The sequence below is a fragment of the Micromonospora sp. NPDC006431 genome, from assembly GCF_042870725.1.
GTDB lineage: Bacteria > Actinomycetota > Actinomycetes > Mycobacteriales > Micromonosporaceae > Micromonospora.
This window is the reverse complement of the sequence record NZ_JBIAHQ010000008.1, coordinates 1-13,358: the sequence shown is the minus strand read 5'-3', so window position 1 is coordinate 13,358 and position 13,358 is coordinate 1. Positions and strand designations below refer to the sequence as shown.

Below are 13,358 nucleotides of genomic sequence, written 5' to 3'. Positions count from 1 at the left end.
CGTGCTGTCTTCGAGGGCGACGGTGGCACCCTCATCGGTGATGATCTTCAGGGTGACGTCGACGATCTTCATGGCGTCTCCTCGCCCGCGTCCTCGAACGCTGCCAGCAGCGACCGCAGCCGGTCCGCCGCGCCCGGGCGCAGCAGGTCGCTGCCGACGCCGACCGCACACGCACCCGCCCGTAGCCAGTCCGGCACCGCCTCGAGCGCGACCCCACCGGTGGGTATGAGGTCCGCGTCCGGAAGCAGCTGCCGCAGGCTGGCCAGGAAGGCCGGGCCACTCACATGGGCGGGGAACACCTTCACCGGCCCCCGCGCGGCGGCGGCCGCCACCTCGCCGGGAGTGAAGGCGCCCTCCAGGAACGGCAGCCCGGCGCTTGCCGCGACCGCCCGCACGTCGGGCGCCGGCCACGGGCTGACCAGGAACTGCGCGCCCGCCTCCACCGCCTGCGCCGCCAGCGCCCCGCTGGTGACGGTGCCGAGGCCGACCAGCGTGCCGTCGGGCGCGCCGCGGCGCGCGTCGCGCACCGCGCTGGCCCAGTTCGGGGTCGTCGCGGTCAACTCGACCACGCGCAGGCCGTGACCGAACATGGTGGCGGTGGCGGCCGTGGCCTCGGCCGCCGTCGGTAGCCGCAGCACCGGCAGGACCCGCTGCCCGCGCAGCAGCGTGATCAGGTCGCTCACGAGTCCGGCTCCTCCTTGACCCGGGCGACCAGCTGCGTCGGGTTGACGTAGCGCAGGCTGACCACGAGCAGCACCAACATCATGGACGTGTAGATCACGGCCATGGCGTCCACCGACTGCTGCGCCCGGATACCCGCCGCGGACATGGAGTAGTACAGGGCGACCACCAGGGTCTGCGAGTCCGGGCCGGCGGTGAGGAACGTCAGCTCGAACATGCCGACGGTGCGCACCAGGACGAGGATGGCCGAGGCGAGCATCCCGGGCAGCAGCAGCGGCGACAGCACCCGGAGGAACACCGACCACAGCCCGGCGCCGCACATCCGGGCGGCACTTTCGATCCGCGGGTCGATCTGCTCGATGAACGGCGTCATCGTGAGGATCACGAACGGCACCGACGGCACGAGGTTCGCCAGCACGACGCCGGAGAGGTGACCGGCCAGGCCGAACTTGTAGAGCACCGTCGCCAGTGGAATGCCGTAGGTGATCGGCGGCATCAGGATCGGCAGCAGGAAGACCAGCAACGCCAGCCGTTTGCCGGGGAAGTTTCGGCGGGCCAGCACGTACGCTGCCGGCACCCCGACCACCAGCGACAGCGCCACGACCAGCAGGGAGACCTGCAGGGTGACCACGATGACGTCGAAGAGCGCGAACTCGTGCCACGCCTGCCCGTACCACTTGGCGGTGTAGCCGTCGGGGAGCCAGGTGTCGAACCAGCGCTGGCCGAAGGAGCTGACCAGGACCGATCCGACCACACCGAGCAGGTTGAGGAAGAAGAAGACCACCACACCCCAGACCAGCCAGGCGGCGGGGCGCGCGACGATCCGCCGTCGCGGCCGAGGCTTGCCGGCGATGGCGTCGCCGCGGCGGATGCCGGTGACGGTGCTCATCCCTTACCTCCCGTCGATCCGGTGTAGAGGCGCGTGCGGGCCAGCAGCACCACCGAGATGACGACCAGCTCGATCAGGCCCATGATCATGGCGATCGCCGATGCGTACGGGTAGTCGTACTGCTCGTAGGCCGCCTGGTACGCGGCGATGGAGATGACCCGGGTCTCACCGGCCGGGTTGCCGACCAGCACGGCGGACGGGAACACGCTGAAGGCCAGCACGAACGTCAGGCAGAACGTGGTGGCGAGCCCCGGCGCCAGCAGCGGCAGGGTGATCATGCGGAACCGCCGCCACCAACCTGCGCCGAGCGTGGCCGCCGCGCGCTCCAGCGTCGGGTCGATGCCGGTGAGGTAGGAGAGCACGAGCAGGAAGGCGAACGGGAACCCGGTGATGACCAGGGAGAAGAAGACACCCCAGTAGTTGTGCACGAGCCGTACCGGCTCATCGGTGAGGTGCAGCGCGAGCAGCACGCGGTTGAACCAGCCGGTGGGACCGAGGAAGTTGAGCAGGCCCTGGGCGGTCAGCACGGTCCCGAGCGTGATGGGTACGACCAGCAGGATGGTGACCAGCCGTTTGCCTCGGAACCGCCCCCGCATCCGGTAGGCGATGGGCACCGAGGCGAGCACGTTCAGCAGGGCTGCCGGCAGGGCGAGGCGCAGCGTGATCCACATGGTGTCCCGCTGGTAGGCGTCGCCGAAGAAGCGTGCGTAGTCGCTGAAGGGGCCACCCTCGGTGGGTTGGAAGGACAGGCCGAGCCCGTAGAAGAACGGGTACAGGAACAGCAGGACGACGAAGAGCACTGCCGGCGCGAGCAGCCACAACTGCGCATCGACGCCCCGTTCGGCCAGGCGGTGCCGCCAGTGCGCCCGAGGAGACTGCGGCGCACCGGCGGGCGGCGCGGGGCGGGTTGCCGTGGCACTCATCCGACGAGCCTCGGTTCCTCGACCACCGCGTCCGCCGGGTCACCGGGGGCGGTGGGGGGCTGCTCGGGTGAGTCGGTCGGGAAGACCAGCAGCCGGTGCGGTGTCACGCGCAACGAGACCGCGTCGCCGGGGGCGAGGCGCTGCTCGGTGCGGACGTGGACCTGCAGGCCGGAGGCGGTGCGGGCCTCGGCCGCGAGTTCCCGGCCCTGGTACTCGACCACCTCGATCTCGGCGGGCACGCCGTCCGGCGCGCCCGGCTCGGCGACCCGGACGTCCTCCGGGCGGACCCCGGCGATCACCGCGTCACCCGGCGAGATGTCACCGACCGGGTCGCCGACCAGCCGCAGGCCGTCGGCCTCCACCGTGACCAGGCCGCTCCGTACGGACTGGGCCCGCATCGGCCACAGGTTGCGGTAGCCCATGAAGTCCGCGACGTGCCAGTTTCCCGGTCGGGTGTGCAGCTGCTCGGGCGGCCCGATCTGCTGCACCCGGCCACCCCGGAGCACGACCAGGCGGTCGGCCAGTGACAGCGCCTCCTCCTGGTCGTGCGTCACGTAGACGGTGGTCAGCCCCAGCGACTGGTGCAGCCGGCGGATCTCGGTGCGCATCTCCAGGCGCAGCTTCGCGTCCAGGTTGCTCAGCGGCTCGTCCATGAGCACCAGCGACGGTTCGAGCACGACAGCGCGGGCGATCGCCACCCGCTGCTGCTGTCCGCCGGAGAGCTGACCGGGCAGCTTGTCGGCGTGCTCCTCCAAGCGGACGAGGCGGATCGCCTCTGCCGTACGCCGGCGGATCTCGTCCTTCGGCAGCCGCCGCATCCGCAGCCCGAAGGCGATGTTGCCGCGGACGGACATGTGCGGGAACAGCGCGTAGCTCTGGAACACCATCCCGAACCCGCGGCGTTCCGGCGGCAGGGTGTCGACCCGGCGCTCGTCCTGCCAGATGCTGCCCGCGGTCAGCGGCAGCAACCCGGCGAGGCAGTTCAACGCGGTGGACTTGCCGCAGCCTGAGGGGCCGAGCAGGGCGATGAACTCGCCCGCCCGGATGGTCAGGTCGAGGTCGCTGAGCGCGTCCTGGCTTCCGAAGCGGCGGGACACACCGTCCAGCCGCAGCTCGGAGAAGCCTGAGGTCGCGGTGCTCATCCCTGCTTCACCTTTCCGCTGCCGATCTCGCGGTCCCAGCGGTCGAACGCCGCGACGAGCGCCTTCGCGTCCAGCGGAACCTCGGTCGGGTTGCTGGCGATGAGCTGCTCGTACTCCGGACGGCCGAACTCCTTGATGGCGTCCTGGCTCTTCTGCGGCGCCATCGACAGGTCGACGCCCTTCACCGCCGGCCCCGGGTAGAAGTAGCCCTGGTCGAACGCCTTGGCCTGCTGCTCGGGGGTGAGCATGAACTTCAGCAGGGCCAGCACGGCGGCCTGGGTGTCGGTGGAGACACCCTTGGGGACGACGGCGTAGTGGGCGTCGGTCACCCAGTGGAAGCCCTGCAGCGAGCTGACCTTCGCCTCCTTGGGCACCGTGCCGAGCACCCGCGGGTTGATGTCCCACCCGGTGGTCGAGGCGATCACCTCGACGGACCCGTTGGCGAGGTTCTTCATCGTCTCGGTCGTGCCGCTCGGGTAGTACTCGACGTACTGGTTGAGCTCCTTGAGGTAGGCCCAGGTCTTGTCCCACCCGTTCACCGGGTCCTTGGGGTCCTTGTCGCCGAGGATGTAGGGCAGCCCCATCAGGAAGGTTCGGGCCGGACCGGAGTTCGCCGGGCGGGCGTACTGGACCTTGCCCGGGTGCGCCTTCGCGAACGCGAGGAGCTGCTCGGCGCTGGTCGGCGGGTTGGACACCTTCGCCGGCAGGTACTCCAGGAGGGGACCGGACGGGTAGTAGGTGACCGTCACGCCCACGTTGCCGGCCAACTTCTGCATCGCGGCGGCCGGTTCCTGGTAGTCGTTCATCCCCGGCAACCGGTCCGCGTAGGTGGGCAGCAGGTCCATCCACAGGTTCTGGTCGATGCCGGCGGCGAGGCCGTCGACGCCGGTCAGGACCAGGCCGATGTCGACCCGGTTGGCGTTCTGCTGCGCCTTGATCTTGCCCGCCAGCTCCGGGGCAGGCGACTTGGAGTAGGTGACCCGCGAGATGACGTCGGGGTTCTTCTGCACGAACTCGTCGATCATCCCCTGCGTCAGCTGCAGGTTGCCCGCCACGTCCAGAACATTGAGCGTGACGGCCTTCTTCGGCTTGTCGGGCACGGGCCCGCTGCTGTCGCCGCTGCCCGAGCCGGGGCCGCTCGGCGCCCCGCAGCCGACGGCGAACGTGAGCACGGATGATGCGGTGGCAATCAAGGCACTGCGCCGGGTGATACCCATGAAACATCCCTTCCTCGGTCACCCCGAAGGTCGCGGCCGTGGCCCGGCGGTCGGGGAGGTGGTGGTCAGGTGGTCCGCGCAACCCCGGTGGAGCCGCGCACGAGAAGTTGAGCGGGCAGTTCCCGACGCGTGTTGCGCACGCTGTCGGGCTGCAACAGCAGGGCGAGCAACAGGTCGACCGCGGCTCGGCCCGCCTGTTCCTTGACGAGCGAAACGGTGGTGAGGGCCGGCGAGGACATCGCCGACATCTGGATGTTGTCGATGCCGATCACGCTGATGTCGTGCGGCACGTCGACGCCACGGTCCCGCAGCCGGCTGAGCAGACCGAGTGCCATGACGTCGTTGTAGGCGATGACCGACGTGACGCCGGAGGCGATGACGAGGTCGGCCGCCGCGACCCCGCCCTCGAAGTAGGGCGGGAAGTGACCGGCCACGTACAGTTCCATGCCGGCGGCGCCGGTCGCGGCGCGCATGGCACGCATCCGGTCCCGGGTGGACCACGAGGTCCGCGGCCCGCCGACCCAGGCGACCCGCTGGTGACCGAGCGCCTGGAGATGGGCGATCGCCTGCCGCACACCCTCCGCGTTGTCGAAGACGACGGACGGAAGGTTGCCGAAGCGGCGGTTGACCATGACGAGCGTGGTGTGCTCGGTCAGCTCGTGGATCTCCTCCTCCCGGGCCCGCGGAGAGCACAGGATGAGGCCGTCCACCTGCTTGGCGAGGACCCGCACCAGCCCGATCTCGGCGGCCGGGTCCTCGTCGGTGTCGGCGAGGAAGACGGCGTAGTCCGCCTCCCGCGCCTTGGCCTGCACCCCCTTGACCACGCTGGGGAAGAACGGGTTGGTCAGGTCTGGGACGATCAGTCCCAGGTTGCCGGTGCGGCCGGTGATCAGACCACGGGCAGCCCGATTGGGCGCGTAACCCAGTCGTTCGGCTGCTCGTAGGACCCGCTCCCGGGTGGCGTCGTTGACCATCTCGGGCGTCGACAACGCCCGCGACACCGTCGACGCCGAGACGCCCGCCTCGCGGGCCACCTCGCGGATCGTCGCTCGCACGGCTCACCTCCCTGCTCCGTGGCGTGCCTCGCAGTCTGAAACCGATTGCAGTTCTGTGTCAATACTCGGTTACGTGAATGTTCCGGGAGACGGACCCAGCTTCCCCTTGTAGGTGGGGCGAGGTCGATGCAATCCTTTGCAGGAGTTGTTCAGCCCTAGCCGGCAAGGAGATTTGCGTGGCCCAGCTGCGTCTGCACCCCGACCGAGCCCTGCCAGCCGGAGACGAACTCCGCACCGTCGCCCGCCGGATCTACCAGGCGACGCAGGCGCTGCCGCTGCTGTGCATGCACGGACACGTCGACGCGGCCGTCTTCGCCGATGACGACCCTTTCGCCGACCCGGCGCAGCTGCTGGTGGTGCCGGACCACTACGTGACCCGGATGCTCGTGTCCCAGGGCGTTCCGCTGGAGAGCCTCGGCGTCCCCCGGGCCGACGGGGGCGCGGTCGAGAGCGACCCTCGACAGATCTGGCGGCGCTTCTGCGCCCACTGGCACCTCTTCCGCGGCACACCCAGCCGCTACTGGCTCGAACACGAGATCGTCGAGGTCCTCAAGATCGACATAGCTCCCGGCCCGGACACCGCCGACCTGCTATACGACCTGATCGAGGCCCGCCTGGCCGAACCCGGCTTCCGGCCCCAGGCGCTGCTCGACACCTTCAACATCGAGCTGATCTCCACCACCGACCCGGCCACCTCCACCCTCGACGACCACGCCCGGCTGACGGCGGCGGGCCTCGGCGCCCGGGTGATACCGACGTTCCGCCCGGACGCCCTGACCCACGTCGGCTCCACCGGCTGGGCCCGGCGGCTCCAGCAGCTGCAGGAACTCTCCGGAGTGGACACCGGCGACTACGACGGCTTCCTCGCCGCACTGCGCAACCGCCGCGAAGCCTTCGCGCAGGCCGGAGCGCGGGCCACCGACCACGGTCACCTCACCGCCGCCGCCGAGCCCCTGCCGCTGACCGACGCGAGGCGGATCTACGCCGACGCGCGCGACGGCGGCGTGCGCGACGACGACGCGGCCGCCTTCGCCGGTCACATGCTGTTCGAGATGGCGCGAATGTCGTGCGACGACGGCCTGGTCATGCAGATCCACCCCGGCGTGCTCCGCGACCACGACACCGCCATCCACACCGCCTTCGGCGCCGACAAGGGATTCGACATCCCGGTCAGCGCCGAGTTCACCCGCGCGCTGCGGCCGATGCTCAACGCGTTCGGGCGCGACCCGAACTTCCGGCTCATCCTGTTCACCGTCGACGAGTCCGTCTACTCCCGCGAACTCGCCCCGATCGCCGGCGTGTACCCCTCCGTGCGGCTCGGGGCGCCGTGGTGGTTCCTGGACAGCCCCGACGGGATGCGCCGCTTCCGCGAACTGGTGACCGAGACCGCGGGCTTCTACAACACCTCCGGCTTTGTGGACGACACCCGCGCGTTCCTCTCGATCCCCGCCCGCCACGACCTCGCCCGCCGCATCGACGCCGGCTACCTGGCCCGGCTCGTGCTGGAGCACCGGCTGTCGGAGGACGAGGCCGTGGAAACCGCGATCGACCTGGCATACCGCCTGCCGCAACAGGCGTACGCCCCCGCCGCCGGCCGAGCCGGCACCCACGCTGCTGCTGGGGAATAGCCGGACTGCCCCGCGCCCTGACAGTCGCGCAACGCGGCCCGGCCCGGCCGGCCCGGACAATTCAGGTGAGCCGGGCCGGGCCGGGCCGGTTCGCGGCAACGGGAGCGAGGCGCGGGCGGCAGTCTCAGACGTTGCGGCCGTGCAACGTCACCACCGCCGTTTCGCCGCTCCGAGGGTGACATGCCGGTGGCCGGCGTGGATTCGGGGGCCACGGTGGGACGGACGTCAGCTGCCGTCCGGAGCTGTCGCCTGCACCCCCCAACAACTCCTGCCCGCGGGTGGACCGACGACGGCGGAGGAATACCGATATTGAAACAAGTTTCAGTCCCGTTACGCATTGACCGCTGGCCAACCCTTTGGTGTCGTGAACCTCGCACCGCAAACGATTGCAATCCTTTGCCGTACGCGACCAGGGTTCTGAGGAGCTGCCATGCCGCCGATCACGCATCCCGCCATCACGCGACGAGGGCTGTTCGGCCTGGGGGCAGCCGCCACCGCCGCCACGACGCTCGCCGGCACCGCTCGGCCGGCGCCGGCGGCGGCCGAGGAGACCGCCGGGCCATCGAAGGACGCCTCCATTGAACTCCTGCAACAGTGGCGGGACGCCCCCGGCTGCCACCCGCTGCTGCCGGACGTGTCCGCCGCCGGCTACCGGCTCGGCGAGCGGCCACCGACGCCCCCGGTCATCGCCAAGGTCACCGACTTCGGCGCCCGCCCCGACGGGACGGACTGCACGGCGGCATTCAACGCCGCCGTACGCCACGCCGGCGAGCGCGGCGGGGGAGTCGTACTCGTGCCGCCGGGGACCTACACGCTGTCCGGGCCGGTCTGGATGCACTGGTCCGCAGTGGTGCTGCGCGGGGCGGGTAGCGACTCCACCGTGCGGCACTTCACCCGTCACCTCGATGACGGCTACCGGCCGAACCGCCAGCCCAACGGAAACAGCCGCTGGTCCTGGACCGGCGGCCAGATCTGGTTCGTCTCGCCCGAGCGCCGGGCCCGCTCGGAGGCCGAGGACTACGCAGGAACCGAAGGGTGGCTGCTCGGTGACATGCTCGCCGAGGTCGGCGTCGCCTCCCGCGGTCAGCGGACCCTCATGGTGTCCAGCACGAGCCGGCTGACTCCCGGAGACGTGGTCGTCCTGGAGTGCCAGAACCCGCCGGACGCGAGCCTGCTGAAGCATCTCGCCGGCGACGTCCCCGGCACCCGGGACTACGACTGGCCACGCGGGGCGCCCCAACTCGTCACCGGATCCGGCGGGCAGTACGTGCAGTACGCGACGCTGCAGTGGCCGGTGCGGGTCGAAGCGGTGCTCGGCGAGCGGACCGTCCGGCTGGCCCAGCCACTCAAGTACGACCTTCGGCCCGGATGGCCGGCCCGGCTGCGCGCCATCGGTCCCACCGTCCACGACGCCGGCGTCGAGCACCTCACGATCAGGAACGAACTCGTTCCGCAGACCGCGCACAACAGGCATCCGGGCTCGAACGGGGTGTGCTTCCAGGCGGTCCATGACTGCTGGGCGCGGGACGTCCGCGTGGAGAACTGCGACCTCGGATTCGGACTCACCTCCGCCAAGTCGATCACCATCACGGGAGTCACCGTCGGCGGACGCGCCGCCCACCACAGCTTCGCCTGCCGCATGCAGTCCAACGACAACCTGGTGGAAGACTTCGAGATCGAACGGTTCACCGTCCCCGTTCCCTCCGACGCCATCCATCACGGGCTGAACCTGGAGGGACTGTCGGCCGGAAACGTCTACCGAGGCGGCCGTATGGCCGAGGGGACCTTCGACTCCCACCGGGCCATGCCCTTCGAGAACGTCCGGACCAACATCACGCTCGAGAACAACGGGCGGGTCGGTGGCTCCGCCGCGTCGGGTCCCCTCTTCGGCGCGCGGATGACGCACTGGAACGTTCGCATCACGAACGGCCGCCAGTACGCGGTCACGATCGCCGACGTGGCGCCGCGTAGCGTCACGGTGGGCGTGCAGGGCGTCGAGAACACCAGCAGCGGGTTGTCCCGTGATTTCTCCGGCGACCTGGAATCGCTGCTCGCCGCCCACGGGTCAGCACCGTCGGTCGAGGACCTGTACGTGGCGCAGCGCGGACGGCGCTAATACGGCAGCTGCACAGGTTGAAGTCGTCGGTGTTCGGATACCGCCGCGAGCTGCGGTACGCGTACACGCAGCTATTGGGGTGACGTGTTGTGACCCAGGCCGAGCACGTGCCCGAGTTCGTGGCAGGCGGTCTTCCCGCGCTCGTACGCGGTGCCGCTGTATTCGGTGTTCGGCCGGACCGTCGCACCTGGATCCCGCGCTCCGCGTCACGTCCGCCGCCGCCCCGTCGGCCGCGACGCGCAACTCGGACGCGAGGCTGGCCTGCCGGACCTCGTCCCCATAGCGCTCGGGCAGCACGTTGCGGGCCACGCCGAGTAACCACGGCAGCGGCGTCGCGGTACCGCGGCTGCGCCAGGGAGCCGGACCAGAGGGACTCCAACGCAGGAGACGTTCAGCCCGCCACGAAACCTCAGCCGGCGACTTTGCTCGGCGGCCCCGGACTCACCGCCGTCGCCCCGGAGCCCGGGGCCCGCTCGGCGGTGCCTGCGGTGGGCATCGCAGCCGCCGGTGTCACGTCCTGCCTCCCGGGCTGCAGGTCGCCTCGGACGCCGTCCGCTGCGCGGCGGAACTGGAACGGACGTGAGAGCCGACACGGGCCAGTTCTGTGGCGGATGGCCGGAGAAGCCGGCCAGAGGAAGGGATTTGGCCACATCCGGTCATATACTAGCGACTCGCTTCGATGGCTCGATACTCTGGCTCGCAGGATTGCCCGACGTGTCGTCCTGCGCCATCGCGCCGGAAGCCGGGCACCGGCTAGGCGTGCGCGCCCGCCCCGGGCTGAAAAGCACTGGCAACCGACGGGGGCGGCCAGGCTGCCGGCACCATGCCGGGTGGTGCGCTGGGCGGGACTTGTGCCCGCGTTGTGAATTGCCGAAGCCCCGCAGCTCGTCGGGGCAGCGCTCCGCTCTTGAAGGGTCTTGCCGAGTAAGGGAAACGACGCCAACGAAGGAAAAGGTTTACCCATCCACTTGTCAACCGACCGAGGAGACTTGCACATGCCGAGCCAACCGAGCCGCCGCACGTTTCTCCGCAGCATCGGCGCCATGGGTCTGGCGGCCTATGCGCTGCAGTCCGGCAGCGCCGCGGCGTCCCCGTTGCCGCCGGGCAACCCGTGGGCCCGGGCCGAGTACATCAGCGGCAAGGTGCGCCGCCCCCACTTCCTCGACCGCTCGTACGACATCCGGCAGTTCGGTGCCGTCGGCGACGGCGTCACCAACTGCACCGAAGCGTTCAAGCGGGCCATCCAGACCTGCCACGCCGCAGGAGGCGGCCACGTGGTCGTGCCAGCCGGTCGGTGGCTGACCGGTCCGATCCACCTGCTCAGCAACGTCGACCTGCACGTCACTGCCGACGCGGTGGTGCTTTTCAGCCGGCGCCCCGCCGACTATCTGCCCGCCGTGCTCACGCGGTTCGAAGGGGTTGAACTCTACAACTACTCGCCGCTGATCTACGCGTACGAGCAGGAGAACATCGCCGTCACCGGCTCCGGCGTCCTCGATGGGCAGGCCGACATGGAGAACTGGTGGCCCTGGTGCGGTGCGGCCAAGTTCGGCTGGAAGCCGGGTGACCCGCGGCAGACCGAGGCCAGGAATGCGCTGTTCGCGCAGGCCGAGCAGGGTGTTCCCGTCGAGCAACGGGTGTTCGGCGACGGCGGCTACCTGCGGCCGTCCTTCGTCGAGCCTTACCGCTGCCGCAACGTCCTCATCGAGGGAATCACCATCGTCGGGTCACCGATGTGGGAGATACATCCGGTGCTGTCCGAGAACGTGCTCGTGCAGGGTGTAACCGTCAACTCGCACGGGCCGAACAATGACGGCTGCAACCCGGAGTCCAGCCGCATGGTCGTCATCCGTGACTGCACCTTCGACACGGGAGACGACTGCATCGCGATCAAGTCGGGGCGGAACGCCGACGGTCGCCGCGTCAACGTGCCGAGCGAGGACATCCTCATCGAGGGCTGCACGATGCGCGACGGCCACGGCGGCGTGACGATCGGCAGCGAAATGTCCGGCGGTGCCCGCAACGTATTCGTCCGGGACTGCGAGATGTCCAGCCCCAACCTCAACATCGCGCTGCGGTTCAAGACCAACAGTGTTCGCGGCGGCTTCATCGAGGCATTCCATGCCCGTGACCTGACCATCGGGGAGGTCGGTGGATCCGTGATTGACATCAACTTCTTCTATGAGGAGGGTGCCGGCCATGGCTTCAACCCGATCGTCGGCGACATCGACGTCCGCAACGTCATCGTGGGGAGCGCGACCCGGGCGCTGAACCTCCGCGGCTACGCGGACGACCACATCAGGGGGATAACCCTGACCGACATCGACTTCGGCGCCACCAGCCAGCCCAACGTCGTCGAATACGTCGACGACCTCGTCCTTAAGAACGTCCGCCAGAACGGCGTGGAGCTGGTGATCTGAGCTGGCCCGGACCCGAGCCGAAGAGCGGCCCTGCGGTGCTCGGTCCCACGGTGCTCCGGAAAGGTTTCGGAGACCGTCGCGCTCGCCGGGCCTGTTGGGGCCCGGCGCAGCGAGGTGGCCGCGCCGACTGGATGACGCGGGACGAACGCGCCAGCCATCAGTTCGGCTGTTCCTCGAAACATGAACGGTAACGACACGCACACCGGAGGTCATACCGATGAAGAGGCGAGGTAGGAGACGGGTCATGCTCGTCGCGGTGGCCGCGCTGGTGGTCGCAAGCGCGCCACGCGTGGCATGGGCAGATCCCGTCGAATCTCAGGCGAGCACGGCGGAACTCCGTTCCACCGGGACCGTCGTTGTCGCCAAACAGAACGAATCCGGCATGATAAAAACTGTCGGGACCTCGACCATCACTGTCAGGAACGGCGTGACCGTTCAACAGCTCAAGGCGCAGATCGTCGCCAAGGACACGTCGAGACAAAGCCACATCGTGGTGAACAAAGATCATCAGGAGAAGCGGTCGGGCGCTATTGCCGACGGCGATCAGCTCCAGGTTACCGCCGAGAACGGCGAGGACCGATTCGCTTATCGGTTGGCAATCTACGACCCGGACGCCAAGAAAAGAGACGGCGCGTACTGGAACGAGGACCAGTACAACGAGATAGACCAGACGGTCAACGCCAACACGCCGACCTTCAAAGACAACTATTGCGACATCACCGACCCGAAGTATGCCGGCCTGGTGCGACGCGCCACCGAGACATTCTACGTCGGAAATCAGGCCGACAACCCGGCGAACAAGACGTCACCGTTGGTCGCAAGCTCGCAGGAGGTGTGGTATTACACCGAGGCGATTCATGCCGCGATCAGAGACTGCCACGAGAGCGGCGGCGGTATCGTCGTCATCCCCGCCATGGGTTCACGCAACGCCAACGGCGCCTACTACTCGGGGGCGATAACCCTCCTGAGCAACGTCAACCTGCGGATCGAGACCGGTGCCGTGGTCAAGTTCATGCGGAACAAGACCAACAAGTACTACCCGATCGTCCTGAGCAGCTATGAGGGGACCGACTTCTACAACTTCTCTCCGCTGATCTACGCGCTCAACCAGACGAACATCGCGGTCACAGGCGGCGGGACCCTTGACGGCCAGGAGGACATGTGGAACTGGCGACCGTGGAAGAAGGGCTACTGAGCTGATCTCAGCAACGCGAATGTGTTGATTGGTGCGACACGGATGAAGGCGTTCAGACCGGACAGTGGTGGAAGTGGACGTGGGGTCCTCGG

At 69.0% G+C, this 13,358-nt stretch carries 10 protein-coding genes; 4 read left to right on the top strand and 6 right to left on the bottom strand.

Annotated features, from left to right (window positions below; genetic code table 11):
• Positions 1-68: 68 nt before the first annotated feature.
• From ACFYM6_RS16020 to ACFYM6_RS15995, 6 genes are all read right to left on the bottom strand, one after another.
• Positions 69-683, bottom strand: a complete 615-nt coding sequence (locus tag ACFYM6_RS16020) for a bifunctional 4-hydroxy-2-oxoglutarate aldolase/2-dehydro-3-deoxy-phosphogluconate aldolase (protein ID WP_387276061.1) — start codon at positions 681-683, stop codon at positions 69-71.
• Entirely contained in the window at positions 680-1,570 is an 891-nt protein-coding gene (locus tag ACFYM6_RS16015) for an ABC transporter permease (RefSeq protein ID WP_387276059.1), read from the bottom strand. Before ACFYM6_RS16015 ends, ACFYM6_RS16020 begins: the two co-directional genes overlap by 4 nt.
• Entirely contained in the window at positions 1,567-2,493 is a 927-nt protein-coding gene (locus ACFYM6_RS16010) for an ABC transporter permease (protein WP_387276057.1), read from the bottom strand. The genes ACFYM6_RS16015 and ACFYM6_RS16010 overlap by 4 nt, the downstream gene beginning before the upstream one ends.
• Entirely contained in the window at positions 2,490-3,635 is a 1,146-nt protein-coding gene (locus ACFYM6_RS16005; protein ID WP_387276055.1) for an ABC transporter ATP-binding protein, read from the bottom strand. The genes ACFYM6_RS16010 and ACFYM6_RS16005 overlap by 4 nt, the downstream gene beginning before the upstream one ends.
• A complete protein-coding gene (locus ACFYM6_RS16000) occupies positions 3,632-4,852 on the bottom strand; it encodes an ABC transporter substrate-binding protein (RefSeq protein ID WP_387276053.1) in 1,221 nt (406 codons plus the stop codon). The genes ACFYM6_RS16005 and ACFYM6_RS16000 overlap by 4 nt, the downstream gene beginning before the upstream one ends.
• A gap of 65 nt (positions 4,853-4,917) precedes the next feature.
• Positions 4,918-5,907: a LacI family DNA-binding transcriptional regulator gene (locus tag ACFYM6_RS15995; RefSeq protein WP_387276051.1), complete on the bottom strand. Its 990-nt coding sequence runs from the start codon at positions 5,905-5,907 to the stop codon at positions 4,918-4,920.
• Between the two features lie 176 nt (positions 5,908-6,083).
• Between ACFYM6_RS15995 and uxaC the strand changes: the two genes are divergently transcribed.
• The 4 genes from uxaC to ACFYM6_RS15975 all read left to right on the top strand — a co-directional run bounded on the left by uxaC (position 6,084) and on the right by ACFYM6_RS15975 (position 13,266).
• On the top strand, positions 6,084-7,535 hold the full coding sequence (gene uxaC, locus ACFYM6_RS15990; protein ID WP_387276049.1) for a glucuronate isomerase: 1,452 nt from the start codon (positions 6,084-6,086) through the stop codon (positions 7,533-7,535).
• Positions 7,536-7,965: 430 nt separating this feature from the next.
• The gene (locus ACFYM6_RS15985; protein ID WP_387276047.1) at positions 7,966-9,651 is read left to right on the top strand and encodes a glycosyl hydrolase family 28-related protein; all 1,686 of its coding nucleotides are present in this window, start codon (positions 7,966-7,968) and stop codon (positions 9,649-9,651) included.
• Between the two features lie 917 nt (positions 9,652-10,568).
• Entirely contained in the window at positions 10,569-12,071 is a 1,503-nt protein-coding gene (locus ACFYM6_RS15980; RefSeq protein ID WP_387276045.1) for a glycoside hydrolase family 28 protein, read from the top strand.
• A gap of 244 nt (positions 12,072-12,315) precedes the next feature.
• Entirely contained in the window at positions 12,316-13,266 is a 951-nt protein-coding gene (locus ACFYM6_RS15975) for a hypothetical protein (protein WP_387276043.1), read from the top strand.
• Positions 13,267-13,358 lie beyond the last annotated feature (92 nt).